Below are 23790 nucleotides of genomic sequence, written 5' to 3' on the forward strand. Positions count from 1 at the left end.
GCGGGATAAAAATTGTTACTGGTAAAAGAGCCGCCGATGAACGGCAGCCCTTTATTTCTCCTGCAGGCATGTAGGAAAACGTTAACAGCAGACGGCCTTATCTAGCAGTTAATCACGTTTCGTCCAATAAGGCCTGTGACCGGAGGTGCATCACAGGCCTTATGCCATTACTCTTTGTTCAGGAATTTCACTGCTTTGTCGGGGAAATCGGTGAACAGCCCGTCAACACCCGCTTTGTTATAAAGAATGTCATACAGCTGGTTTACGTCAGTGGTGTAATCCGGCAGTTGATCGGCGCGAACGGTATACGGATGCACCACCATCTTATTCTGATGTGCGTCCTGCACCATGCCAGTTAACGAGATATTGCCCTTCTTCGACTTCTCATCAATCAGCATGTGGTAGTCCGGCCCAATGCCGTCCGCATACTGCGCAACCTGCTTCATGGCACCCGGTTTAAACATCCAGTCGTAGTTGTAATTAACCCAACTGCCGTCTGGCTTTTTCTCCTGAGTTTCATTCCAGTCAGTGTACGCAATCAACTGTACCAGATTGAGATCCATCCCCATCTTCGGTTCCAGTTCATTCTTAATGCGCTTTAACTCTGCGACATCAAAACACTGCAGATAGACCTTATCGTTCTTGTCGGTGTACCCGTACTTTTTCAGTACTTCCAGCGTTTTAGCCGCAATGTCCTTCCCTTCCTGATGATGGAACCACGGCGCTTTCATTTCCGGGTAAATGCCGATGTTTTTACCGGTTGAATGATTTAATCCCTGAACGAACTCAATTTCTTCTTCGAAAGTGTGCACACGGAAATCAGATTTACCCATCGGGAAACGCCCCGGGTAGGTCTGGACCTTTTTGCCATTTTCGATATCAAAGCCTTCAGTAAACTTCAGCGACTTGATCTCATCCAGCGTAAAGTCGATAGCGTAGTAACGCCCATCTTTACGCGCGCGATCCGGGAAACGCTCGGCAACATCGGTGACGCGGTCAAGATAGTGGTCATGCAGGACGACCAGATGGTCGTCCTTAGTCATCACCAAATCCTGTTCCAGGTAATCCGCTCCCTGAGCATAGGCCATCGCTTTCGCAGGTAACGTATGCTCCGGTAGATAACCGCTGGCGCCACGGTGCGCAATCACGACTTTATCTGCGGCAACCGCCGCGCTGCTCACAACCATACCTGCCAGCATCAGCGCCACGCTGAGACTTTTCAATGTGGTTTTCATCTATTAGCCCCCGTTACGCTTGAGCTGGATCTCTTCGTGATGGCGTTTTTCGCCAATCATGACGACTACCAGCAGAATAACCGCCAGCACACTACCGCCAATCATCACCATAAAGCCGCCGTCCCAACCGAAGAAGTCAACGGTGTAGCCGACAATGGCGCTCGCAGCCACAGAACCGCCGAGATAACCGAACAGACCAGTAAAGCCAGCCGCCGTACCTGCCGCTTTTTTCGGTGCCAGTTCCAGCGCATGCAGACCAATCAACATGACCGGGCCGTAGATCAGGAAGCCGATGATAATCATACAAGCCATATCTACGTTCGGGTTGCCTGCCGGGTTCATCCAGTAAACGATGGTCGCAATCGTCACCAGCGTCATAAAGAACACGCCGGTCGCGCCACGGTTTCCACGGAAGACTTTATCCGACATCCAGCCACACAGCAGCGTGCCCGGAATACCCGCATATTCATACAGGAAGTAGGCCCAGGATGATTTATCCAGTGCAAAATGCTTCACTTCTTTCAGGTAAGTCGGCGACCAGTCCAGGATGCCGTAGCGCAGCAGATAAACAAACACGTTGGCGATAGCGATGTACCACAACAGTTTGTTCGGCAGTACGTACTGCATGAAGATCTGCTTCGCAGTCAGCTCTTCTTCCGCTTTCTCGTTGTAATCGTCCGGATAATCGTTCTTGTACTCTTCGATTGGCGGCAGACCACAGGACTGCGGCGTATCACGCATCAAAGCAAAAGCAAACAGCGCGACAACGATCGCACCGAAAGCAGGCATGTACAGCGCCGCTTTCCAGTCATTGAACCAGGCCATACCCAGCAGGAACAACAGAGGAGGCAGACCGCCACCCACGTTATGCGCACAGTTCCAAACGGAAACGATGCCGCCACGCTCTTTCTGCGACCACCAGTGCACCATGGTACGACCACACGGCGGCCAGCCCATCCCCTGGAACCATCCGCAGAGGAACAGCAGCACAAACATTACCGCGATGCTCGATGTCGCCCACGGCACAAAGCCCATAAACAACATCACTGCCGCAGCCAGTATCAGACCCGCTGGCAGGAAAACGCGCGGATTCGAGCGATCCGAAACGGACCCCATGATGAATTTCGAAAATCCGTAAGCAATGGAGATACCGGACAACGCAAAACCCAGATCGCCACGCGAGAACCCCTGCTCAACCAGATACGGCATCGCAAGGGCAAAGTTCTTACGTACCAGATAGTACGCGGCATAACCAAAGAAAATCCCCAGAAAAATCTGCCAACGTAATCGACGATATGTCGGGTCGATCTCCGCTGCAGGCAAACGCGCCGTGTGTGACGCTGGTTTAAAAATGCTCAACATAGTGTAGCCTCCGTGGCCGTCTTTCATTCGAAGTAAACACTGCAGTTCGTCATTACTACCCTACCGCTCCCAGTGTGGCCGCGATGTTAAGGAAAGATACATAACAAAAATGTGAAACGCAGCACATATTGTTACAGATTTATGACAAATGTTCATAAAGGCGCACGAAATCACGTTTCATTTTCGAATAATGAGCGATTATGCGCGAAATCAAACAATCCATGTTTTTTATGTGGCTAAATGATAAAAAACGAACTGTGAGGAAAAACAATGAAAACTCGCGACTCGCAAACAAGTGACGTGATTATCATTGGTGGAGGAGCAACAGGTGCAGGGATCGCACGCGATTGTGCGCTGCGCGGGTTGCGCGTCATCTTAGTGGAACGCCACGATATCGCCACAGGTGCGACCGGGCGCAACCACGGCCTGCTGCACAGCGGTGCACGCTACGCCGTCACCGATGCTGAATCTGCCCGTGAGTGCATCAGCGAAAACCAAATTCTGAAACGTATCGCCCGCCATTGCGTTGAGCCAACGGACGGTCTGTTTATTACCCTGCCGGAGGATGAGCTCTCCTTTCAGGCGACCTTTATTCGCGCCTGTGAAGAAGCAGGGATTCGCGCAGAAGCGATTGACCCTCAGCAGGCACGTATTATCGAACCTTCCGTGAATCCACAGCTGATTGGTGCGGTAAAAGTGCCTGACGGCACGGTTGATCCTTTCCGCTTAACCGCCGCCAACATGCTGGATGCGCGTGAGCATGGCGCGGTTATCTTAACGGCGCATGAAGTGACAGGGCTGATTCGCGAAGGCGCGACGGTTTGCGGCGTTAATGTGCGCAATCATCTGACGGGCGAAATGCAGTCCCTGCATGCACCGGTTGTCGTTAACGCCGCCGGGATCTGGGGTCAACGCATTGCGGAATATGCCGATCTGAGCATCCGTATGTTCCCGGCCAAAGGTTCGTTGCTGATTATGGATCATCGCATTAACCAGCATGTCATCAACCGCTGCCGTAAACCGTCTGACGCCGATATTCTGGTGCCAGGCGATACCATCTCATTGATCGGTACCACCTCGCAGCACATTGATTACGATGATATCGACAGCAACCGCGTCACCGCAGAAGAAGTCGACATTCTGCTGCGTGAAGGCGAGAAACTGGCGCCGATTATGGCGAAAACGCGCATTTTACGCGCCTACTCCGGCGTACGTCCGCTGGTGGCCAGCGACGACGATCCCACCGGTCGTAACGTCAGCCGTGGGATTGTACTGTTCGATCACGCAGAGCGTGACGGACTGGAAGGGTTTATCACCATTACCGGCGGCAAACTGATGACTTACCGCCTGATGGCGGAATGGGCTACCGATGCTGTTTGCCGTAAGCTGGGCAATACCCAGCCTTGCACAACCGCAGACACCGCGTTGCCTGGCTCACAGGAATCTACCGAGCATACGCTTAAACGCGTTATTTCGTTACCTGCGCCGCTACGCGGTTCGGCAGTCTATCGCCATGGGGATCGTACCCCAGCGTGGCTGAGCGAAGGCCGTCAACATCGCAGCCTGGTCTGTGAATGCGAAGCGGTCACCGCAGGCGAAGTGCAATACGCCGTCGAGAATCTAACCGTTAACAGTCTGCTCGATTTACGTCGCCGTACCCGCGTCGGAATGGGGACCTGCCAGGGCGAATTGTGTGCCTGTCGCGCTGCAGGTTTGCTGCAACGTTTTAATGTCACTACCGCAGCACAATCCATTACTCAGCTTTCCGACTTCCTCAACGAACGCTGGAAAGGTGTGCAGCCTATCGCCTGGGGAGATGCACTGCGCGAAAGCGAATTCACTCGCTGGGTTTATCAAGGGTTGTGTGGTCTGGAAAAGGAGCACCAGGATGAAATTTGATACCGTCATTATCGGCGGCGGCCTCGCTGGACTGCTATGCGGCCTGCAACTGCAAAAAAGCGGACTGCGCTGCACGATTGTTACCCGCGGCCAAAGCGCCCTGCATTTTTCCTCCGGCTCACTGGATTTGCTCAGCAGCTTACCCGATGGTCAACCGGTGACGGATATAGAAGCGGGTTTGAATGCGCTGTACACTCAGGCACCCGCACATCCGTATAGCACCATCGGAACGCAGAACGTTCTGGAACTGGCCCAGCAGGCGCAAAATTTACTGGAAGAATGCGGAACGCATTTGCAAGGCAACGTGCATCAGGCACATCAACGTGTTACCCCGCTGGGCACCCTGCGCTCAACCTGGTTAAGTTCCCCGGAAGTGCCGGTCTGGCCGCTGTCCGCGCAGCGTATATGCGTTGTAGGGATTAGCGGGTTACTGGATTTTCAGGCGCATCTCGCCGCGGCGTCATTACGCCAACGTAATCTCAGCGTCGAGACGGCAGAAATCGAACTGCCGGAACTGGATGTCCTGCGTGATAACCCAACCGAGTTTCGCGCCGTTAATATTGCGCGCCTGCTGGATAACGAAGATAAATGGTCGCTGCTCTATGACGCATTGCTGCCAATGGCAAAAACCTGCGACATGATAATCATGCCGGCCTGCTTTGGTCTGGCAGATGAGCGGCTCTGGCAGTGGCTTAACGAGCGCCTCCCCTGCTCGCTGACACTGTTACCGACCCTACCTCCTTCGGTACTGGGCATGCGTTTACACAACAAATTGCAGCGCCAGTTTGTGCGCCAGGGCGGTGTGTGGATGCCGGGTGATGAAGTGAAGAAAATCACCTGTCAGGACGGCGTGGTCAGCGAAATCTGGACCCGAAATCATGCCGATATCCCCTTGCGGCCACGTTTCGCCGTGCTCGCCAGCGGCAGTTTTTTCAGCAGCGGGCTGGTCGCCACGCGTGAGGCAATCCACGAACCAATCCTGGGACTGGATGTACAGCAAACAGCTACCCGCGCCGAGTGGTATCAGCGTGACGTTTTCGATCCACAACCGTGGCAACTGTTTGGCGTCACAACCGATGCCACATTGCGCCCATCACTGGCGGGAAAAACGATAGAGAACATGTACGCCATCGGTTCCGTCCTCGGCGGATTCGACCCTATCGCCCAGGGTTGCGGAGGCGGCGTGTGCGCAGTCAGCGCCTTACATGCCGCACATCATATTGCGAAACGTGCAGGAGGACAGCAATGAGCGACACACGTTTTGAAAGTTGTATCAAATGTACGGTGTGCACCACCGCCTGCCCGGTAAGCCGCGTCAACCCGAGCTACCCGGGCCCTAAGCAGGCCGGCCCGGACGGTGAACGTCTGCGCCTGAAAGATGGCGCGCTATATGACGATGCGCTGAAATACTGCATCAACTGTAAACGCTGCGAAGTGGCCTGTCCGTCAGACGTGAAAATCGGCGATATCATCCAGCGCGCGCGCGCCAAATACGACACGACGCGCCCATCGCTGCGTAACTTCGTCTTAAGCCATACCGATTTAATGGGGAGCGTTTCCACCCCCTTCGCCCCAATAGTGAATACCGCCACCTCACTAAAACCGGTACGTCAGTTGCTGGATTACGCGCTAAAAATCGATCATCGCCGTACGCTGCCGAAGTACTCCTTTGGCACCTTCCGCCGCTGGTATCGCAGCATTGCCGCACAGCAGGCGCAGTATCAGGATCAGGTCGCCTTTTTCCACGGCTGTTTTGTGAATTACAACCATCCCCAGCTTGGCAAAGACCTGATCAAGGTGTTGAATGCGATGGGAACCGGCGTGCAACTGCTGAGTAAAGAGAAATGCTGTGGCGTACCGCTGATTGCTAACGGATTTACAGATAAAGCGCGTAAACAGGCGGTCAGCAACGTGGCCTCACTCCGGGAAGCGATTGATGGCAAAGGCATTCCGGTGATCGCCACCTCATCAACCTGTACCTTTGCGCTACGTGATGAATATCCGGAAGTGCTGGATGTCGACAACTCAGGCCTGCGAGAACACATTGAACTGGCAACCCGCTGGCTGTGGCGCAAGCTGGATGAAGGTAAAACGCTGCCGCTGAAAACGCTGCCACTGAAGGTGGTCTATCACACGCCATGTCATATGGAGAAAATGGGCTGGACGCTTTACACGCTGGAACTACTGCGACAAATTCCGGGGCTGGAGCTGACAGTGCTGGATTCTCAGTGTTGTGGGATTGCCGGGACTTACGGCTTTAAAAAGGAAAACTATCCGACTTCACAGTCTATTGGCGCACCGTTATTCCGCCAAATTGAAGAAAGCGGCGCTGATATCGTCGTCACCGACTGCGAAACCTGTAAATGGCAGATTGAGATGTCTACCAGTAAGCGTTGCGAACATCCCATCACCCTGCTTGCCAAAGCGTTGGGTTAAACCTGTTGCCCGGTGGTATTTGCTACCGGGCATTTTTTTGCGTAGCCCGTTCCGCTTAATTGAATACGTTGCAGTCGGACATATTTATCTCTGATTCATCCACGCAAAGACCCCATTTCCCGCATGCAGCGCATATTAAAAGTGGATACCGTCACGCCATCTTCTCTATCAGTTACAAGCACCATTAGTTACAAGCACCGCTAATGACAGCCAGCTACAAACGCTATTTAATTACCTGCTACGGTACGGTGACGTTTCTCACGTCAGCGAATTTATCCATGAAGTTGCCGAACGTTCCCCCCATCATAAGGAGAGGTTGATGACAATCGCAGGGAGGCTAAAACAAGAAGGTCACCACAATGGGCTACAACAAGGGCTACAACAAGGGTTAGAGAAAGGGGTGCAAAAAGGAACGCAAGAAGAAGCCTTACGTATCGCGCGCATGATGCTGGAAAATCGAATTGATCGTGATTTGGTTCGGTTAATTACTGGGCTATTGCCTGACGATGTCACAGAATGAGTCAGATTGGGAAGGTTTGTAACCTTCCCTGTTAATAATTAAATCGTGAGCGACTCAACCACTTCGATCCAACCGTGCTCGCTGGCAAGATCCTGATTGTTAAGCCAACGGCGCAGCATATTTAGCGCCATCATTGCGCACACTTCCTGACGAATCGACAAGCTGTAGCGATTAGCGTTCAGCCGAACGCGCAAACCATATGTCCCATTGGGGGTGGCCAGCGCAAAGTTAATATGTTCGTTTTCGAAAGCTGATATCGCCAAAGCCAGCCCGGCATAATGTTTGCTACGTCGCTCGGTTACCCAATGCGCCGTTTGCGCCAGCGTTTCTTCCTGAGGCGGAACAACTTCGCTCGCCAACAACGGAGCATTAGCGCGAGAAAGCTGCAACGCGACCAGACCACCGGTAAATTGTTCGCTCAGCGTCAGGCTATATTGCCGTTCCTGCAACGTGCGGGCGATTTGCGCAGGCAAACCTTCCGTACCTTCAAAAATCATGTTTTGCCCGGCAACCTTTTTCACCTCAGGCCACAGCGCCAGCATCGCTTCGCGTTGGGAATCCGGCCCGGTCAGCTTCAGCTCAATAATCGGCATTGAGGAGCGATATCCCATTGTTACACCCGGTGGCAAAGTTAGCGGATCCAGGCTTTGTGCCAGCTCGCTTTCAGAACGGCCAAAGGTGGTTAATCGCAGGCATAACGGGGGCTGAGCCAAAGAGAAACGCTCACGCAAACGCGGCAGAATCTCATGCTCAACCATGACTTTGAATTCTGACGGTACACCCGGTGTAAAAAACATCAGGCAGCGGTTAAGCTTCAGGGCGAACCCGCACGCGGTACCCACCGGATTATTGATAAACTCCGCGCTGGCGGGAAGTTCAGCCTGTTTGCGGTTGCTCGGCGCCATCACGCGGCCACGATCGCGGAAATATCGCTCCATCTCGGTCAGCCATGCTTCATGCAGCACCAGCCCTTCGCCTTTTGCCGTTGCCGCTGCCAGCGCGCTCAAATCATCGCTGGTTGGCCCCAAACCGCCATTAACGATCAGTATATCGGCGTGTTCGCTACGCTCACGCAAAACGGAGACTAAATCGTTAAGATTGTCACCTACTGTGTTGCGGCGTGTTAGCGGTAAACCCTGATTAAAGAAAAAATCGGCCAGCCAGGCGGCATTGGTGTCGACGATTTGTCCGTGCAACACTTCATCCCCGGTGGATAGCATCTCCACGTTTAACATCGTGTTCTCCTGCTTTTATGATGAAAACACTATAACGCATGGAGGGGGGAAGGCGCGACTGAACGCCGCGCCAGAAATGTTAGAAGCTGGCGTTAACCCCAACGTACGGGCCATCAGCAATTGCGTTATCACGGTTACCGTCTTTACCTGCCAGGTTCAGGTAACGATAACCGGCTTCGATGCTCAGCGGACGCATAATAGTCAAACGCGCACCGGCATTTGCTTCTTCATAGCTGTCGATACCGCTGGAAAGCGAATCAGGCGAGTAATAGTACTCACCAAACAGACGAATGCTGTCGCCGATCGGCCACTGTAAACCACCACCGACAGCCGCAGCATAACCTTCATCGCCATCGTTTGGATTGGTATATACACCTTTACCACCAACGGTCGCCAACAGTGGACCCAGCGGGATATTCAGCCCCAGGCCCAGCCCAGCAACATCGCCGTCGTCATCATTATGCATCCAGTTGCCGCTGACGGCCAGACCGGTGGTCTCAGTACCCATACCGAATCCAAGGTTGGTGTAGTCTTCGCCAGCCTGACCGTTGATGCTAATCGCGTTTGCCGAAGCAGAAACAAACAGCATTCCGGCAAAACCCAACAGTAAACTTATTTTCATTTTCTATCCTTTCCTGCAAGAATCAAAACATAGCCCCAAAACCGGTGAATTGTACTGTCAGATGACGAGGAATCAATGAGCTAAAAAAGCGATGCAAGACCATATTGTAACTAAATACTACTTAATGAGATTAGATAAGGTTAAATTTTTTTATGTAATCTATCATTCGCATCCCTGAACGCCATTTTCAACAACAATCAATTTTTCCTCGCCCGTACGGACTTAATCGTCGATGAAGCGTTTTTTCTCCAGTCAGCAAAAGGTAAGATAGGTGGATGATGGAATTCTTAATACCCGCCCCTGCAAGGACTTGACCTATGCGCCAAAGAACAATTGTTTGCCCATTAATTCAAAACGATGGCTGCTATTTACTCTGCAAAATGGCTGACGACCGCGGCGTGTTTCCCGGTCAGTGGGCGCTGTCTGGCGGTGGCGTTGAGCCGGGTGAGCGCATCGAAGAAGCTTTGCGCCGGGAAGTGAGAGAGGAGCTGGGCGAGCAGTTGGTGTTATCAGAAATTACGCCATGGACTTTCAGTGACGATATTCGTACTAAAACGTACGCGGATGGCAGCCAGGAAGAGATTTATATGATTTATCTCATCTTCGATTGTGTGGCAGCTAATCGTGAAGTGAACATTAACGAAGAGTTCCAGGCGTTCGCCTGGGTTAAAGCGGAAGATCTCGGCACCTACGACTTAAATATCGCCACACGTAAAACGTTAACCTTGAAAGGGTTACTGTAAGTCCCCCGAGTTTAAACGTAATATAAACAATGATCACATTAGCGGTATTGCTCTCAGCATTCAGCAACAGAGAACAATACCGCCATAATGACTAAAAACTCTTTATATTCAAACAAATAAACCACTCCCCACTGTCTTTGTTATTATCTCCCAAACCTTAAACCCTTAAGGATAAATTAACCTTCGGCCATTAACCTTTGTAGCCTGATGAAATAATTAACGACGCCCCTGTTTAGTCCTAAAAATAAAACTTCGGTAGCGTTAAATGGCTTGAAGGAATAATGATGTCTGACTTTTTGCCTTTCTCTCGCCCGGCAATGGGTGCTGAAGAGCTTGCCGCTGTAAAAGCGGTGCTGGACTCTGGATGGATAACCACTGGCCCGAAGAACCAACAGCTGGAAGAAGCCTTCTGTCAGCTCACAGGAAATCAACACGCTGTCGCCGTCTGCTCTGCCACGGCAGGTATGCACATCACACTGATGGCGTTGGGCATAGGTGCAGGCGATGAGGTCATTACGCCGTCGATGACGTGGGTTTCCACCCTCAACATGATTGTCTTGCTGGGTGCGACGCCAGTCATGGTCGACGTCGACCGCGATACACTTATGGTCACACCTGAGCAAATTGAAGCCGCCATTACCCCACGAACCAAAGCCATTGTTCCAGTACATTACGCAGGCGCCCCCGCCGATCTTGACGCAATTTATGCCATTGGCGAGCGTTATGGCATCCCGGTCATAGAAGATGCGGCCCATGCCGTAGGGACATTGTATAAGGGCCGTCATGTCGGGGCGCGCGGTACGGCAATCTTCTCGTTTCACGCCATCAAAAATATCACCTGCGCAGAAGGTGGACTGATTGTTACCGACGACAGCCAGCTTGCCCAGCGGCTTCGCAGCCTGAAGTTTCACGGTCTGGGCGTTGATGCTTTTGATCGACAAACCTATGGCCGGGCACCGCAGGCCGAAGTGCTTGCGCCAGGATACAAATACAACCTGACGGATATCAATGCCGCTATTGCGTTGGTACAGCTGAATAAGCTGGAGCAACTGAATTCACGCCGGGCGCAAATTGCCCAGCAATACCAGCAGGCGCTGGCTGATACGCCATTTCAACCGCTGGACCTGCCCCGGTGGCCGCACGTTCATGCCTGGCACTTATTCATCATTCGTGTTGACGAAACCCGCTGCGGGCTGAGCAGAGATGCCCTGATGGAAGCGCTGAAGACTAAAGATATCGGCACCGGTCTGCATTTTCGTGCAGCCCATACGCAAAAATATTATCGCGAACGCTTCACTACCCTTTCGCTCCCAAATACTGAATGGAACAGCGCGCGCATCTGCTCGCTGCCGTTATTCCCAGACATGACCGAAGCGGATACCCAGCGGGTCATTACGGCACTTCGCGAGATTGCAGGACAATAATCATGTTTGAAGCAGCACCAATCAAAAAAGTCTCGGTGGTCATTCCCGTTTTTAATGAACAGGAAAGCCTGCCAGAGTTAATCAGACGCACCAGCGCCGCCTGCGAGAAATTGGGTAAAGACTATGAAATTCTGCTAATCGACGACGGTAGCAGTGACAATTCCGCTCAGTTGATGATGAACGCCTCCCAGGCGCCAAACAGCCATATTGTTTCTATTTTGCTGAATCGCAATTACGGACAGCACTCGGCGATTATGGCCGGTTTCAGTCATGTCACTGGCGACTTGATCATCACACTGGATGCCGATTTGCAGAACCCGCCGGAGGAGATCCCTCGGTTGGTCGCCACAGCAGATGAGGGATTTGATGTGGTGGGCACGGTGCGCCAGAACCGGCAGGACAGCGTATTTCGTAAGACCGCCTCACGAATGATCAACCATCTGATCCAACGAACCACCGGTAAAGCAATGGGCGACTACGGCTGCATGCTACGCGCCTATCGCCGTCACATCGTCGATGCCATGCTGCATTGCCAGGAGCGCAGCACCTTTATCCCTATTCTGGCCAACATTTTTGCCCGTCGCGCGACGGAGATCCCGGTACATCATGCAGAGCGCGAATTTGGTGATTCCAAATACAGCTTCATGCGTCTGATCAACCTGATGTATGACCTGGTGACTTGCCTTACCACAACACCGCTTCGCATGCTGAGTCTGTTGGGCAGCGTGATCGCCGCCACGGGCTTTACCTTATCAGTCTTGCTTGTTGTTCTGCGCCTGACGCTCGGCCCACAGTGGGCTGCGGAAGGGGTATTCATGCTGTTTGCCGTCCTGTTTACCTTTATCGGCGCACAGTTTATTGGCATGGGTTTACTCGGCGAATATATCGGTCGCATCTATAACGATGTCCGCGCCCGCCCCCGCTATTTTGTTCAACACGTTATCCGCCCACAAACCACGCAGTCAACCGAGGAAAACCGCGCATGAAAGCCGTCGTATTTGCCTATCACGATATGGGATGTCAGGGTGTCCAGGCCTTGTTGGATGCAGGTTATGAAATCGCTGCCATTTTTACGCACACCGACAATCCGGGTGAAAAAGCGTTTTTTGGATCTGTTTCCCGCCTCGCGGCCAGCGCCGGTATTCCGGTTTACGCCCCTGACGAGGTTAATCATCCCCTGTGGATTGAGCGCATTAGCCAACTGGCACCTGATGTTATCTTCTCGTTCTACTATCGCCATTTACTGAGTGATGAGATCCTCAGCCTTGCCCCTAAGGGTGCATTTAATCTGCACGGCTCGCTGCTGCCGAAATACCGTGGCCGCGCGCCGCTGAACTGGGTACTGGTCAATGGTGAAACCGAAACCGGCGTCACGCTTCACCGGATGGTCAAACGCGCGGATGCCGGTGCCATTGTTGCCCAGCAGCGGGTTGCTATTTCGCCCGATGATGTGGCGTTAACGCTGCACCATAAATTGTGCCAGGCAGCGCGTCAGTTACTCGAAGAGGCGCTGCCCGCGATTAAAACGGGAGATTATGCAGAACACGCCCAACAGGAAGCAGAGGCGACCTGTTTTGGTCGCCGTACGCCGGAAGATAGCTTCCTAGACTGGAACAAACCAGCCGCAGAGTTGCATAACCAGGTACGCGCCGTCAGCGATCCATGGCCGGGCGCATTTAGCTATGTTGGTACGCAAAAATTCACCGTCTGGTCGTCACGTGTTTGCAAAAATGACCGCGCAGCCCGGCCAGGAACCGTCATCTCCGTTTCTCCTTTGCTGATCGCATGCGCTGATGGCGCACTGGAGATTATTACCGGGCAAGCTGGCGATGGTATTGCCATGCAGGGGTCACAGCTGGCGCAGGTTCTGGGCCTGGTACCAGGTTCTCGCCTGAACAGCCAGTCAGTTACTACCGCTAAACGCCGTACTCGCGTGCTGATCCTTGGCGTCAATGGCTTCATTGGTAACCATCTGACCGAACGCCTGTTGCAAGAAGACAATTACGAAGTGTATGGACTCGACATTGGCAGCGACGCCATTAGTCGTTTTCTGCAGCATCCACGATTCCATTTCGTCGAAGGCGATATCAGCATTCACTCCGAATGGATTGAATATCATGTGAAAAAATGCGACGTCGTGCTGCCGCTGGTAGCGATCGCCACGCCAATCGAATATACCCGCAACCCGCTGCGCGTGTTTGAGCTCGATTTTGAAGAGAACCTGAAAATCATTCGCTACTGCGTGAAATACCGTAAGCGCATCATTTTCCCGTCAACCTCCGAAGTCTACGGCATGTGTACCGACAAAGTTTTTGATGAAGACAGCTCGAACCTGATCGTCGGCCCGGTGAATAAACCACGCTGGATCTACTCCGTTTCCAAGCAGTTGCTGGACCGCGTAATCTGGGCATACGGCGAAAAAGAGGGATTGCGCTTCACCCTGTTCCGTCCGTTTAACTGGATGGGACCGCGTCTGGACAGCCTTAACGCCGCGCGTATCGGCAGCTCACGCGCCATTACCCAACTGATCCTCAATCTGGTGGAAGGTTCACCGATTAAGCTGATTGAAGGCGGTAAGCAAAAACGCTGCTTTACTGATATTCGCGATGGTATCGAAGCCCTGTACCGCATCATTGAAAACGAAGGCGGACGCTGCGATGGCGAAATTATCAACATCGGTAACCCGGAGAATGAGGCCAGTATTCAGGAACTGGCAGAAATGCTGCTTACCTGCTTTGAAAAACACCCATTACGCAACCACTTCCCGCCGTTTGCCGGTTTCCGTGACGTCGAAAGCAGTAGCTACTATGGTAAAGGTTATCAGGACGTTGAGCATCGCAAGCCCAACATTCGTAATGCAAAACGCTGCCTGAACTGGGAGCCCACCATTGAGATGCAGGAAACGGTAGAAGAGACGCTGGACTTCTTCTTACGCAGTGTGGATATCACGGAACACACATCATGACCAAAGTAGGCTTGCGCATTGATGTCGATACTTTCCGGGGGACGCGCGAAGGTGTGCCCCGCCTGTTGGAGACATTGAACCGGCATAACGTTCGGGCAAGTTTTTTCTTTAGCGTTGGACCTGACAACATGGGGCGCCATCTCTGGCGTCTTGTGAAGCCACAATTTCTGTGGAAGATGCTGCGTTCAAACGCAGCATCGCTCTACGGATGGGATATATTGCTCGCGGGAACCGCGTGGCCGGGAAAAGAGATTGGCCAGGCCAATGCGGCGATCATTGCGCAAACCGCCCTGATTCATGAAACCGGTTTGCATGCCTGGGATCACCATGCCTGGCAAGCGCGAAGCGGAAACTGGAATGATAAACAGCTGATTGATGATATTTCACGAGGCATTACCGCCCTTGAAGCCATCATCGGACAACCGGTTACCTGTTCTGCGGTTGCCGGATGGCGTGCCGACAACCGCGTCGTCGAGGCAAAAGAAACGTTCCATTTACGCTATAACAGCGACTGTCGGGGAACGTCGCTATTTCGCCCTGTACTGGCGTCCGGGAAAACAGGTACGCCGCAAATTCCCGTCACGTTACCAACATGGGATGAAGTGGTTGGTCAGGAGGTCCAGGCGGTGGACTTCAACGCTTATATTCTCTCCCACATCCAGATGAGCAGAGGAACACCGGTGTACACCATTCATGCGGAAGTTGAAGGCATCGCCTTTCATCAGAATTTTGACGAGCTGCTTACTCGCGCCGCGGACATGGGGATGACATTTTGCCCGCTTGGCGAGCTGTTACCAGACGATATCAGCACCCTGCCAACAGGGCAGATCGTGCGGGGAAAAATACCGGGCAGAGAGGGATGGCTCGGCTGCCAACAACCGGTGAGTGCGACACAATGAAACCTGCTGCCCGCTACACTCTGGCCTGTATCGCGTTTATTGCGCTGTATTTTATTCTCCCCATCAACAGTCGCCTGCTCTGGCAGCCTGATGAAACGCGCTATGCCGAAATCAGTCGGGAAATGCTGACTTCCGGCGACTGGATCGTGCCGCACTTTTTAGGGCTTCGTTACTTTGAAAAACCCATTGCCGGATACTGGTTAAACAGCATCGGGCAATGGCTATTTGGCGCTAATAATTTTGGCGTCAGAGCGGGGGCTATATTTGCCACCTTGCTGACGGCGCTACTGGTAGCCTGGCTTGCCATGCGGTTATGGCAGGATAAGCGTACCGCCGTACTCTCTTCTGCTATCTTTTTAACGTTTTTCTCGGTTTACAGCATCGGCACCTACGCGGTACTTGATCCCATAATTGCGCTTTGGCTGATGGCGGGCATGTGCTGTTTTTGGGAAGGCATGCAGGCCACCACCAGAACGCGCAAAATCATCGCTTTTTTGCTGTTAGGGTTAACCTGCGGTATGGGCGTGATGACCAAGGGCTTCCTGGCGCTTGCCGTTCCTGTGCTCAGCGTACTGCCGTGGGTTTTCGCGCAAAAGCGCTGGAAAGATCTCATGCTCTACGGTCTGCTGGCGGTTATCGGCTGCGTCGTGATTGTGCTGCCGTGGGGAATAGCGATTGCCCAGCGTGAGCCGGATTTCTGGCATTACTTCTTCTGGGTTGAACATATTCAACGCTTCGCACAGGATGATGCCCAACACAAGGCTCCCATCTGGTACTACATTCCGGTATTCGTGGCTGGCGCATTACCATGGCTCGGGCTGCTCCCCGGCGCGCTGCGTACGGGCTGGCGTGAGCGGGATGTTCCGCGCAGCGCGCTGTACCTGTTAAGCTGGATTGTCATGCCAATCCTGTTTTTCAGCATCGCCAAAGGAAAACTGCCAACCTATATTCTTTCTTGCTTCGCCCCGCTGGCGATATTAACGGCGCGTTTCGGCCTGCAGGCCGCGGAAAAAGGCTCCGCCGCACTGCGCGTGAACGGCTGGATCAACGTGCTGTTCGGCGTGACCGGCATTGTCGCCACATTTATTGTTTCCACATTGGGTCCGTTAAAGACGCCGGTCTGGTCGCATATCGAAACGTATAAGGTGTTTTGCGCGTGGGGTATTTTTATCACCTGGGCACTGTTCGGTTGGTATACGCTAAATAACCGCGAGAAGAACTGGAAATTCGCCGCGCTGTGCCCGCTGGGACTCGCGCTGTTGTTTGGTTTCTCAGTCCCTGACCGGGTGATGGAGTCTAAACAGCCGCAGTTTTTTGTCGAGATGACTAAAGAGTCGCTGGAGTCGAGCCGTTACATTCTCACCGACAACGTTGGCGTTGCCGCAGGGCTGGCCTGGAGCCTGAAGCGTGACGACATCATGATGTACGGCCAAACGGGCGAGTTAAAATATGGCCTCAACTACCCGGATGCTCAGGGGCGCTTTGTCAGTCGGGAAGACTTTGCCGACTGGTTAGCGCAACATCGTCAGCAAGGAAATATTACGCTCGTGCTCACGATTGATAAGGATGAAGATATTAATCATCTCGCTATCCCTCCCGCTGATTACATTGATAATCAGGGGCGACTGGTCCTGATTCAGTATCGGCCAAAATGATCTGGATAGCCTTAGTTCTCGCCAGCCTGCTCAGCGTCTGCGGCCAGCTATGCCAGAAGCAGGCGACCCGACCGGTGTCCGTTCGTGCGCGAAAACGCCACGTCACGCAATGGATTGGGCTTGCTCTGGCAAGCCTCGGTCTGGCCATGCTGCTATGGCTGGCGGTACTGCAGAACATTCCTGTCGGCATCGCCTATCCCATGCTGAGTCTTAACTTTGTTTGGGTGACGCTGGCCGCCTGGAAAATCTGGCGCGAACCCGTCACTACACGCCACTGGCTGGGGGTTGGGCTGATCATTACCGGCATCTTTATTCTTGGGAGCGCAGTGTAATGGGCATCTTTTGGGGATTATGTAGCGTTATTATCACCTCCGCAGCCCAGTTGAGCCTCGGCTTCGCAATGGATAATCTGCCGCCAATGATGCAGCCGCTGGAGTTCATCTCCGCCGTATTATCTCTCAGTATTGGAGCGTTTGCTTTATCTGCCGGGCTGGCAGGCTATTTGCTGTCGGTTATTTGCTGGCATAAAGCCCTGCACCAGCTCGCGCTGAGCAAAGCTTATGCCCTGCTCAGCCTGAGCTATGTGCTGGTTTGGGTTGCATCAATGATTCTGCCCGGCTGGCAGGGAACATTTTCAGTAAAGGCGCTGGTTGGGGTACTGTGCATCATGGCGGGTTTAATGACGATTTTTCTGCCTGCAGACAAGCACCGGCGCTGAGCTCATTTATCTGCCGACAGTCGTAACAGGCGCTCCCATTCGTCACATATGTACTGTCTGGCATCGATTATTTTAATCACGCGGGATACATCGCGATTAACACAATACTGCGCATCTTTCAGCGGTGAAAGAAGATCGCCAGGTTTAACCCGCTCGAAAGATTGCGCCTCAGCGAGCATCTTAAGCGAACCACCACTATCGCAAAGTACGATATAGAGCCTCTCTGCTTTCTTGTGACAGCAAGACTTCTTCACATGCCATTCCATAGCGCACCTTTTGTTAAAAAATTTCACAATAGGTTACACTTCAGCAGATAAACAAAAGGACAATAGCTGCGGAATGACAAAAATGAGAAATGTAATTAATGCTTTCTTAATGTTAATGATGAAGCACTTACCCAATCCGACAACGCACGACGCGAGATTTTAATCCCTCCGGCTTTAAGCTCGGGTGGCAATGTCAACCAACATACCGGTTGCTGAAAGCGTGCCAGCTTATCTTTTACCCACTCTGCCAGATTAGTTTCTCCAGCATTAGCGTCATACTCAACGACCGCCACCGGGCGATGGCCAAATTCTTTGTCTTCTATCGGCACAATAAAGGCCTGCAGAACATGTGGATGTGCGGCAATCACGCGTTCCACCTCTTCCGGCTGTATGCCTTCCCCGCCGCTAAAGAACAGATTGTCCATACGACCGACAATGGTTAACTTGCCGTCCTTCAACACGCCGCGATCGCGGGTTGCAAACCAGCCTTCCGCGTTCGCTAAAGGCATAAGCTGTCCGTTACGCCAGTAACCTTGCGCCATGCTGGCGGCTCGTAGCCAAACTTCGTCATTAACGATCCTGACTTCCCGCCCTGGTAAAGCAGAGCCCACATCCGCCAGGCCATCTGCCTCTTTCGCACAAACCGTAGAAGCAAACTCCGTCAATCCGTAACCGCACCAGCAACGAATCCCCTGTTCACGCGCCTGTTCCGTCAACTCAACAGGAATTGCCGCACCGCCCAGCAGCACCGCTTTTAGCGTGACTGACGTGTTATTAACAAGTAAGCGCCACAGTTGCGTGGGCACCAGTGAAGCGTGAGTGCATCCAGCCAGCATTTGATCCAGCGGCTGTTTGTCGCGCACGGTCATTCGCGCCCCGGCGAACAACCATCGCCACAAAATGCCCTGCCCGGAAACATGAAACAGCGGCAATGAGAGCAGCCAGTCATCCTCAGCACCAAACGGCATTAATGACAGTACGCCCTGTGCGCTTGCCAGATGCGCCTGACAGGTATGCACCGCCGCCTTTGGTAATCCGGTAGAACCTGAGGTTAACGTCATCGTGCTCAAACGCTCGGGCAACCATGCGGCGGCGTGACAGCCTGGCAACGACTGCATCTGTAGCAGACTAAGTTCCGGGAGTGCGATAGCAGCCTCCAGATCCAGCGCAAAACGTAGCGTTAAGTCCGGAACCAGCGCGTCAAGCAGCGACTGAGGCAACTGTGGGTTCACAGGTAAAACCCGCGCCCCACACTGCAACAGTGCCAGCCAGGCCAGCAAAGCGCGCGGATGATTCCAGGCGCGAAGCAGGACGCCATCGCCTTCTTCCACGCCCTGAGCGGCAAAACCACAGGCCAGATGGTCGATGCGCGCACAGAGCTCGCTCCAGCTTAATGCCTCATCGTTGAGGCGTAAGGCTGGCGCCTTCGCACGAACCTGTCGCCAGTGACGCCACGGCCAGTCACTGGGTTGTATCAGGCCCGATAAGCTCACGCTATCGGGCATTTCCTGCTGGGTCATAGCAGACGTTCCAGCGCATCAACGTCGATACACGGCAACGCGCTACCCGGCCAGGTGCGTACCTGCTGGCACTGCATCAGGCTCAGGGTATCCAGACCCGGGATGGTTTGCGGCGTCAACCAGGCAGCAATTCGCGCCAGCTGGGTTAAGCCCAGACTCGACTCGATTGACGAACTGATAACGGCAGTAAGACCAAGCGCATGCGCCGCTGCCACCTGTTCACGGACTTTATCGAGACTGCCGGTCAGCGTAGGTTTGATAACCACAGCCTTGACGCCCTCTTCGGCTTCGAAGGTGAAATCCGCTTCACGCAGACTTTCATCCCAGGCGATGGCAATGCCGGTTTCACGCGCGAAGGCACGAGAATCATCACGGGTTTTGCACGGTTCTTCGAGGAAGGCAATGCGTCCACGGTACTCCGGATTAACGTATTTCGCGAACTGCTGAGCTTTCAACGGCGTCCAGGCCCGGTTGGCGTCAAGTCGCAAATGCAGCTCCGGGATCGCCTCAAGTAACAGATTGGCTACCATGCCGTCGCGAACCGCTTCATACAGACCGACCTTAATCTTCGCCACTTTTTCGCCCGGCATGTCCGCCAGTTGCAGTACCAGATCGTCAGGATCGCCCGTACACAGCGGTGCAGCACGATAGTCTGCGTCCTGTGGCAATACGCCAGCCAGTTCGGCCAGCGCACAGCTTACGCCAAAGGCGACTGAAGGCAGTTGCGGTAAGGAGGCATCCCCTTGCAGCCAGCCTTTCACCCAGGCCAGCAACTCGGTTTGCGCTTCTTCCCAGCTTTCCTGACTGAAGCCCGGCAGCGGGGAGATTTCTCCCCACCCTTCACGCTCACCGTCACGAAGACATACGTATAACCCGTCACGCGTTTTTAACCGCCTGTCGCGCAGAATCACCCCCGCGTCCATGGGGATCTGCCAGCGGTATACCTGCGCGCTACGCATTACGGATTCCGTTTGAATTTGCTGAAATCAGGCTGACGTTTCTGGTTAAAGGCGTTACGGCCTTCCTGACCTTCTTCCGTCATGTAGAACAGCATAGTGGCGTTACCTGCCAGCTCCTGCAGACCTGCCTGACCATCACAGTCGGCGTTCAGTGCAGCTTTCAGGCAGCGCAGCGCCATTGGGCTGTTTTGCAACATTTCGCGACACCAGCGTACTGTCTCTTTTTCCAGATCCGCCAGCGGAACCACGGTGTTGACCAGCCCCATATCCAGCGCCTGTTTCGCATCGTACTGACGGCACAGGAACCAGATTTCACGCGCTTTTTTCTGACCGACGATGCGCGCCATATAGGAAGCGCCCCAACCGCCGTCGAAGGAACCGACTTTAGGACCGGTCTGACCGAAGATGGCGTTTTCAGCCGCAATGGTCAGGTCACACATCATGTGCAGCACATGACCGCCGCCAATGGAGAAACCTGCAACCATCGCCACGACCGGTTTCGGACAGGTACGAATCTGACGCTGGAAGTCCAGCACGTTCAGGTGATGCACACCGGAGTCATCCTGGTATCCGCCGTAGTCGCCACGTACCTTCTGATCGCCGCCTGCGCAGAACGCTTTGTCGCCAGCACCGGTCAGAATAATTACGCCGATGTTGTCATCATAGCGAGCATCCGCCAGCGCCTGGATCATCTCTTTCACAGTGACCGGACGGAAGGCATTGCGTACCTGCGGACGATTAATGGTGATTTTTGCGATACCGTCGGTGGATTTCTCGTAAAGAATGTCGGTATAGCCTTCAGAGCAATCGTGCCATTCTACCGGTGCGTAAAGCATTGTTTCATCAGGATAGATCATAAAATGTCCTATAGTCAGCGACGCAGAATCTGAGCCAGACAGTCCACTACACCCGCGGGGTTGTCCCGATGCGCGTTGTGTCCGGCATTACGAATCACATGGTTTGGTACTGATATTTCCGCCGCCAGAGCGCGGAATTTATCGTCACGTTCACCACATAAATAATAAAACGGAAATGTGCGCGTCGTGAGTTGCGCACGTAAATCAGGTTGTACGGCAAGCGAGGTGGCCTCCAGCATTGCCGCCAGCGTTTGCCCATTATTCTGGCTACGCAGAGCGACCAGCGCCTCTCTTTGTGCCGTGTTCAGCGAGGAAAAAACGGGCTGTTGATACCAGTCATTAAACACCTCACGTAGCGGCTCTGCGCGAAAACGCGCAGCCCAGCGGCCATCCGAGAGACGACGCTGAACGCGCGCCTCTTCGCCTTGCAAGCCTGGATGTCCACCTTCAACCACCAGACCACAAAGCCCAGGCATCTCCTGACAGGCCGCCATCATCGCGACTCTGCCACCAAGAGAGTATCCCACCAGCCAGTAGTTGTGTATGTTGTAACTAAGCAGAGTGTTACGCAGCAAAACGTTTACGTCATCGAATCCGCTCACGCTGATGTCAGCAGAGCCACCGTGTCCCGGCAGATCGATGTATAGCCGCGAATAATCCTGAAACGCTTCGCCGACCGTCTGCCATTCCCGACAATCGCCAGAGAAACCGTGCAGGAAAACCAGCCAGGGAAATCCCGTCTGGCCCTCTTTCGCCTGCGCATGCAGGATCATAGATGACTTACCTTCGCCAGCAGTTGCTGCAAGGTTTGCGCCCCGTCAGTTTCATTCACCACCAGCTCAATCACCGTGGCCGCAGGAGTACGCCAGGCGTTAGTCAACGCGCTCTCCAGCTGCTCCCAGTTTTCCGGGCGCTGGTATTTAAGGTTAAACATGGCGGCAGCATGCTCGAAATGTACGTTCTGCGGCATCAGATAGAACCGTTCGCGTTCGCTGGCTGGCGTCGGCAGCAGAGAAAAAATCTGTCCGCCGTTATTGTTGACCACTATCAGGACAAACGGTGCAGAAACCTGGCGCAATAACGCCAGCGCATTCAGGTCATACAATGCAGATAAATCGCCAACAATCGCCAGCGTCGATTTCGCGCTGGCACGCTGTACACCTGCTGCCGTTGACAGCAGACCGTCAATACCGCTCGCGCCACGGTTGCTATAGACCGGGTAACCAGCCGGAAGCTGCGACAGCGCATCAATCAGGCGTACCACCAGACTGTTACCCACGAACAGCTGCCCCTGCTCCGGCAAGTATTCGTGAATACGGTGGGCTAATTGCGCTTCACCGAACGCCTCACGACGGGCTTCTACCGCCTGCCAGGCCAGTTGTGCCAGGCGAGGGATTTCCACGTACCAGGGCTGACGTTTCTCCGCCGGATGCAGCTCCAGCCAGTCGCCAACTTTCGCCACCAGCCTGCGGCCACGATGGTGAGCCGGATCGAGGCGGCCTTCGATATTATCGACAATCCAGTATTCCTGCGGATCGCAACTGGCCTGCCATTGCAGGAGTCGTTTTCCGGTCAGGCTGCTGCCAAGCTGCACCACAATCTGCGCCTGCTGTAACTCAGCTACCGCTTTCGCATTTCCCAGCCACAGGTCGGCGCACGGCAGCGGTTGTCCGGTTTGCGACAGAACATCACCAATCAGCGGCCAGCCTAACGTCTGCGCCCACTGCGCAACTTTCTTACCTTCTTCAGCGCTCATGCGGCCCGCAATGACTACGCCGCGTTTTTGTCGCCAGAAAAACCAGTCGCGCTGTTTGTCGCTTTCCAGCCGACGCGCTTCTCGCAGCCAGGGTTTATCGTCCTGCCACCAGTCGCCGAGGCGCTGCTGCCAGGCAATCCCCGTTTCGTCCATATCGCCATACAGCGGTTCCGCAAACGGGCAATTGATATGAACCGCCCCGCTATGCAGGGTTGCTAACGCATTATCAATAGTGGACACCAGCCAGCTTGCCGGAATGTCCTGAGTGGGACGCGGTAAAGAGAGCGTTTGCGATGGATGCGAGGCAAACATTCCGGCCTGACGAATCGCCTGGTTCGCACCACAGTCGATAAGCTCTGGCGGTCGGTCTGCCGTAAGTAAAATTAGTTTTTCACCGGTCAGGCCCGCTTCAATCAACGCGGGATATAAATTCGCCACCGCGGTACCGGACGTCACAATCACGGCGACAGGCTGACGGCTAACTTTTGCCAGACCTAAGGCCAGATGCCCAAGACCACGCTCGTCAAAATGGGTGTGGTGGATGAATGCGGGGTTTTCCGCTGCCGCCAGCGTCAACGGTGTAGAACGAGAGCCAGGGGCAATGCAGACATGCCTGACGCCGTGGCGAGTGAGTGCTTCCAGAATGACCGCCGCCCAGCGTCGGTTAAATGCGCTTACTGACATGAGATTGTCCGGTATCAATATTGCGACACAGTATA

22 protein-coding genes and 1 pseudogene are annotated in these 23790 nt (G+C 53.7%); 13 read left to right on the forward strand and 10 right to left on the reverse strand.

What is annotated here, in order from left to right; genetic code table 11:
* Positions 1-15 precede the first annotated feature (15 nt).
* A pseudogene (locus tag WN16_RS24710) lies at positions 16-105 on the forward strand (hypothetical protein); the annotation flags it as partial.
* 62 nt (positions 106-167) lie between these two features.
* On the opposite strand, the gene glpQ reads toward WN16_RS24710, so the two are convergent.
* Both glpQ and glpT read right to left on the reverse strand, forming a co-directional pair.
* The gene (gene glpQ, locus WN16_RS19760; protein ID WP_003839410.1) at positions 168-1235 is read right to left on the reverse strand and encodes a glycerophosphodiester phosphodiesterase; all 1068 of its coding nucleotides are present in this window, start codon (positions 1233-1235) and stop codon (positions 168-170) included.
* 3 nt (positions 1236-1238) lie between these two features.
* Positions 1239-2597: a glycerol-3-phosphate transporter gene (gene glpT, locus WN16_RS19765; RefSeq protein ID WP_044701171.1), complete on the reverse strand. Its 1359-nt coding sequence runs from the start codon at positions 2595-2597 to the stop codon at positions 1239-1241.
* 270 nt (positions 2598-2867) lie between these two features.
* Between glpT and glpA the strand changes: the two genes are divergently transcribed.
* The 4 genes from glpA (at position 2868) to WN16_RS19785 (ending at position 7452) form a co-directional block, all read left to right on the forward strand.
* On the forward strand, positions 2868-4496 hold the full coding sequence (gene glpA, locus WN16_RS19770; protein WP_003845117.1) for an anaerobic glycerol-3-phosphate dehydrogenase subunit A: 1629 nt from the start codon (positions 2868-2870) through the stop codon (positions 4494-4496).
* Positions 4486-5745, forward strand: a complete 1260-nt coding sequence (gene glpB, locus WN16_RS19775) for a glycerol-3-phosphate dehydrogenase subunit GlpB (RefSeq protein WP_032936591.1) — start codon at positions 4486-4488, stop codon at positions 5743-5745. The genes glpA and glpB overlap by 11 nt, the downstream gene beginning before the upstream one ends.
* Complete coding sequence (gene glpC / locus WN16_RS19780) at positions 5742-6932, forward strand: anaerobic glycerol-3-phosphate dehydrogenase subunit GlpC (protein WP_003027620.1); 1191 nt, start codon at positions 5742-5744, stop codon at positions 6930-6932. The genes glpB and glpC overlap by 4 nt, the downstream gene beginning before the upstream one ends.
* 319 nt (positions 6933-7251) lie before the next feature.
* A complete protein-coding gene (locus WN16_RS19785; RefSeq protein WP_080708713.1) occupies positions 7252-7452 on the forward strand; it encodes a hypothetical protein in 201 nt (66 codons plus the stop codon).
* A 38-nt stretch (positions 7453-7490) separates the two neighbouring features.
* Here the strand turns inward: WN16_RS19785 and WN16_RS19790 are convergent, their stop codons facing one another.
* Both WN16_RS19790 and WN16_RS19795 read right to left on the reverse strand, forming a co-directional pair.
* Positions 7491-8687: a nicotinamide mononucleotide deamidase-related protein YfaY gene (locus tag WN16_RS19790; RefSeq protein ID WP_032936590.1), complete on the reverse strand. Its 1197-nt coding sequence runs from the start codon at positions 8685-8687 to the stop codon at positions 7491-7493.
* Between the two features lie 79 nt (positions 8688-8766).
* Positions 8767-9309 carry a YfaZ family protein gene (locus WN16_RS19795; protein WP_032936588.1) on the reverse strand — a complete coding sequence of 181 codons (543 nt, stop codon included), beginning with the start codon at positions 9307-9309 and terminating at the stop codon, positions 8767-8769.
* Positions 9310-9626: 317 nt separating this feature from the next.
* On the opposite strand from WN16_RS19795, the gene nudI reads away from it, so the two are divergent.
* The 8 genes from nudI (at position 9627) to arnF (ending at position 17713) form a co-directional block, all read left to right on the forward strand.
* Positions 9627-10052, forward strand: a complete 426-nt coding sequence (nudI, locus tag WN16_RS19800; RefSeq protein WP_003027643.1) for a nucleoside triphosphatase NudI — start codon at positions 9627-9629, stop codon at positions 10050-10052.
* Positions 10053-10336: 284 nt separating this feature from the next.
* Positions 10337-11476 carry a UDP-4-amino-4-deoxy-L-arabinose aminotransferase gene (gene arnB / locus WN16_RS19805; protein ID WP_003027645.1) on the forward strand — a complete coding sequence of 380 codons (1140 nt, stop codon included), beginning with the start codon at positions 10337-10339 and terminating at the stop codon, positions 11474-11476.
* 2 nt (positions 11477-11478) lie between these two features.
* A complete protein-coding gene (arnC, locus tag WN16_RS19810; RefSeq protein ID WP_003027648.1) occupies positions 11479-12462 on the forward strand; it encodes an undecaprenyl-phosphate 4-deoxy-4-formamido-L-arabinose transferase in 984 nt (327 codons plus the stop codon).
* Complete coding sequence (gene arnA, locus WN16_RS19815; protein ID WP_044701174.1) at positions 12459-14441, forward strand: bifunctional UDP-4-amino-4-deoxy-L-arabinose formyltransferase/UDP-glucuronic acid oxidase ArnA; 1983 nt, start codon at positions 12459-12461, stop codon at positions 14439-14441. Before arnC ends, arnA begins: the two co-directional genes overlap by 4 nt.
* Positions 14438-15340, forward strand: coding sequence for a 4-deoxy-4-formamido-L-arabinose-phosphoundecaprenol deformylase (arnD, locus tag WN16_RS19820; protein ID WP_003027653.1), 903 nt, complete (start codon positions 14438-14440; stop codon positions 15338-15340). Before arnA ends, arnD begins: the two co-directional genes overlap by 4 nt.
* On the forward strand, positions 15337-16995 hold the full coding sequence (arnT, locus tag WN16_RS19825) for a lipid IV(A) 4-amino-4-deoxy-L-arabinosyltransferase (protein WP_044701175.1): 1659 nt from the start codon (positions 15337-15339) through the stop codon (positions 16993-16995). The genes arnD and arnT overlap by 4 nt, the downstream gene beginning before the upstream one ends.
* Complete coding sequence (arnE, locus tag WN16_RS19830; RefSeq protein WP_003027661.1) at positions 16992-17327, forward strand: 4-amino-4-deoxy-L-arabinose-phosphoundecaprenol flippase subunit ArnE; 336 nt, start codon at positions 16992-16994, stop codon at positions 17325-17327. The genes arnT and arnE overlap by 4 nt, the downstream gene beginning before the upstream one ends.
* Positions 17327-17713, forward strand: coding sequence for a 4-amino-4-deoxy-L-arabinose-phosphoundecaprenol flippase subunit ArnF (arnF, locus tag WN16_RS19835; protein ID WP_032936583.1), 387 nt, complete (start codon positions 17327-17329; stop codon positions 17711-17713). The genes arnE and arnF overlap by 1 nt, the downstream gene beginning before the upstream one ends.
* Positions 17714-17715: 2 nt before the next feature.
* On the opposite strand, the gene pmrD is transcribed toward arnF, so the two are convergent.
* From pmrD to menD, 6 genes are all read right to left on the reverse strand, one after another.
* The gene (gene pmrD / locus WN16_RS19840; protein WP_003839377.1) at positions 17716-17979 is read right to left on the reverse strand and encodes a signal transduction protein PmrD; all 264 of its coding nucleotides are present in this window, start codon (positions 17977-17979) and stop codon (positions 17716-17718) included.
* Positions 17980-18074: 95 nt separating this feature from the next.
* A complete protein-coding gene (gene menE / locus WN16_RS19845) occupies positions 18075-19499 on the reverse strand; it encodes an o-succinylbenzoate--CoA ligase (RefSeq protein WP_044701177.1) in 1425 nt (474 codons plus the stop codon).
* Positions 19496-20458: an o-succinylbenzoate synthase gene (gene menC, locus WN16_RS19850; RefSeq protein ID WP_003027669.1), complete on the reverse strand. Its 963-nt coding sequence runs from the start codon at positions 20456-20458 to the stop codon at positions 19496-19498. Before menC ends, menE begins: the two co-directional genes overlap by 4 nt.
* Positions 20458-21315 (reverse strand): 1,4-dihydroxy-2-naphthoyl-CoA synthase, encoded by an 858-nt coding sequence (menB, locus tag WN16_RS19855; RefSeq protein ID WP_003027671.1) that lies wholly within the window; start codon positions 21313-21315, stop codon positions 20458-20460. Before menB ends, menC begins: the two co-directional genes overlap by 1 nt.
* A 14-nt stretch (positions 21316-21329) precedes the next feature.
* Entirely contained in the window at positions 21330-22088 is a 759-nt protein-coding gene (menH, locus tag WN16_RS19860) for a 2-succinyl-6-hydroxy-2,4-cyclohexadiene-1-carboxylate synthase (protein WP_044701178.1), read from the reverse strand.
* On the reverse strand, positions 22085-23755 hold the full coding sequence (gene menD, locus WN16_RS19865; protein WP_044701181.1) for a 2-succinyl-5-enolpyruvyl-6-hydroxy-3-cyclohexene-1-carboxylic-acid synthase: 1671 nt from the start codon (positions 23753-23755) through the stop codon (positions 22085-22087). The genes menH and menD overlap by 4 nt, the downstream gene beginning before the upstream one ends.
* Between the last annotated feature and the right edge of the window lie 35 nt (positions 23756-23790).

This window comes from Citrobacter sp. ABFQG (genome assembly GCF_004322975.1).
Classification (GTDB): domain Bacteria; phylum Pseudomonadota; class Gammaproteobacteria; order Enterobacterales; family Enterobacteriaceae; genus Citrobacter; species Citrobacter freundii.

Bases quoted from the DNA above. Each gene is read 5' to 3' on its own strand.
- menC (WP_003027669.1), bottom strand. From the start codon at position 20,458: ATGCGTAGCGCGCAGGTATACCGCTGGCAGATCCCCATGGACGCGGGG.
- glpT (WP_044701171.1), bottom strand. From the start codon at position 2,597: ATGTTGAGCATTTTTAAACCAGCGTCACACACGGCGCGTTTGCCTGCA.
- WN16_RS19790 (WP_032936590.1), bottom strand. From the start codon at position 8,687: ATGTTAAACGTGGAGATGCTATCCACCGGGGATGAAGTGTTGCACGGA.
- arnD (WP_003027653.1), top strand. From the start codon at position 14,438: ATGACCAAAGTAGGCTTGCGCATTGATGTCGATACTTTCCGGGGGACG.
- menB (WP_003027671.1), bottom strand. From the start codon at position 21,315: ATGATCTATCCTGATGAAACAATGCTTTACGCACCGGTAGAATGGCAC.
- WN16_RS19785 (WP_080708713.1), top strand. From the start codon at position 7,252: ATGACAATCGCAGGGAGGCTAAAACAAGAAGGTCACCACAATGGGCTA.
- glpB (WP_032936591.1), top strand. From the start codon at position 4,486: ATGAAATTTGATACCGTCATTATCGGCGGCGGCCTCGCTGGACTGCTA.
- glpQ (WP_003839410.1), bottom strand. From the start codon at position 1,235: ATGAAAACCACATTGAAAAGTCTCAGCGTGGCGCTGATGCTGGCAGGT.
- menD (WP_044701181.1), bottom strand. From the start codon at position 23,755: ATGTCAGTAAGCGCATTTAACCGACGCTGGGCGGCGGTCATTCTGGAA.
- WN16_RS19795 (WP_032936588.1), bottom strand. From the start codon at position 9,309: ATGAAAATAAGTTTACTGTTGGGTTTTGCCGGAATGCTGTTTGTTTCT.
- menE (WP_044701177.1), bottom strand. From the start codon at position 19,499: ATGACCCAGCAGGAAATGCCCGATAGCGTGAGCTTATCGGGCCTGATA.
- arnA (WP_044701174.1), top strand. From the start codon at position 12,459: ATGAAAGCCGTCGTATTTGCCTATCACGATATGGGATGTCAGGGTGTC.
- arnC (WP_003027648.1), top strand. From the start codon at position 11,479: ATGTTTGAAGCAGCACCAATCAAAAAAGTCTCGGTGGTCATTCCCGTT.
- pmrD (WP_003839377.1), bottom strand. From the start codon at position 17,979: ATGGAATGGCATGTGAAGAAGTCTTGCTGTCACAAGAAAGCAGAGAGG.
- glpA (WP_003845117.1), top strand. From the start codon at position 2,868: ATGAAAACTCGCGACTCGCAAACAAGTGACGTGATTATCATTGGTGGA.
- arnF (WP_032936583.1), top strand. From the start codon at position 17,327: ATGGGCATCTTTTGGGGATTATGTAGCGTTATTATCACCTCCGCAGCC.
- arnT (WP_044701175.1), top strand. From the start codon at position 15,337: ATGAAACCTGCTGCCCGCTACACTCTGGCCTGTATCGCGTTTATTGCG.
- arnE (WP_003027661.1), top strand. From the start codon at position 16,992: ATGATCTGGATAGCCTTAGTTCTCGCCAGCCTGCTCAGCGTCTGCGGC.
- nudI (WP_003027643.1), top strand. From the start codon at position 9,627: ATGCGCCAAAGAACAATTGTTTGCCCATTAATTCAAAACGATGGCTGC.
- glpC (WP_003027620.1), top strand. From the start codon at position 5,742: ATGAGCGACACACGTTTTGAAAGTTGTATCAAATGTACGGTGTGCACC.
- menH (WP_044701178.1), bottom strand. From the start codon at position 22,088: ATGATCCTGCATGCGCAGGCGAAAGAGGGCCAGACGGGATTTCCCTGG.
- arnB (WP_003027645.1), top strand. From the start codon at position 10,337: ATGTCTGACTTTTTGCCTTTCTCTCGCCCGGCAATGGGTGCTGAAGAG.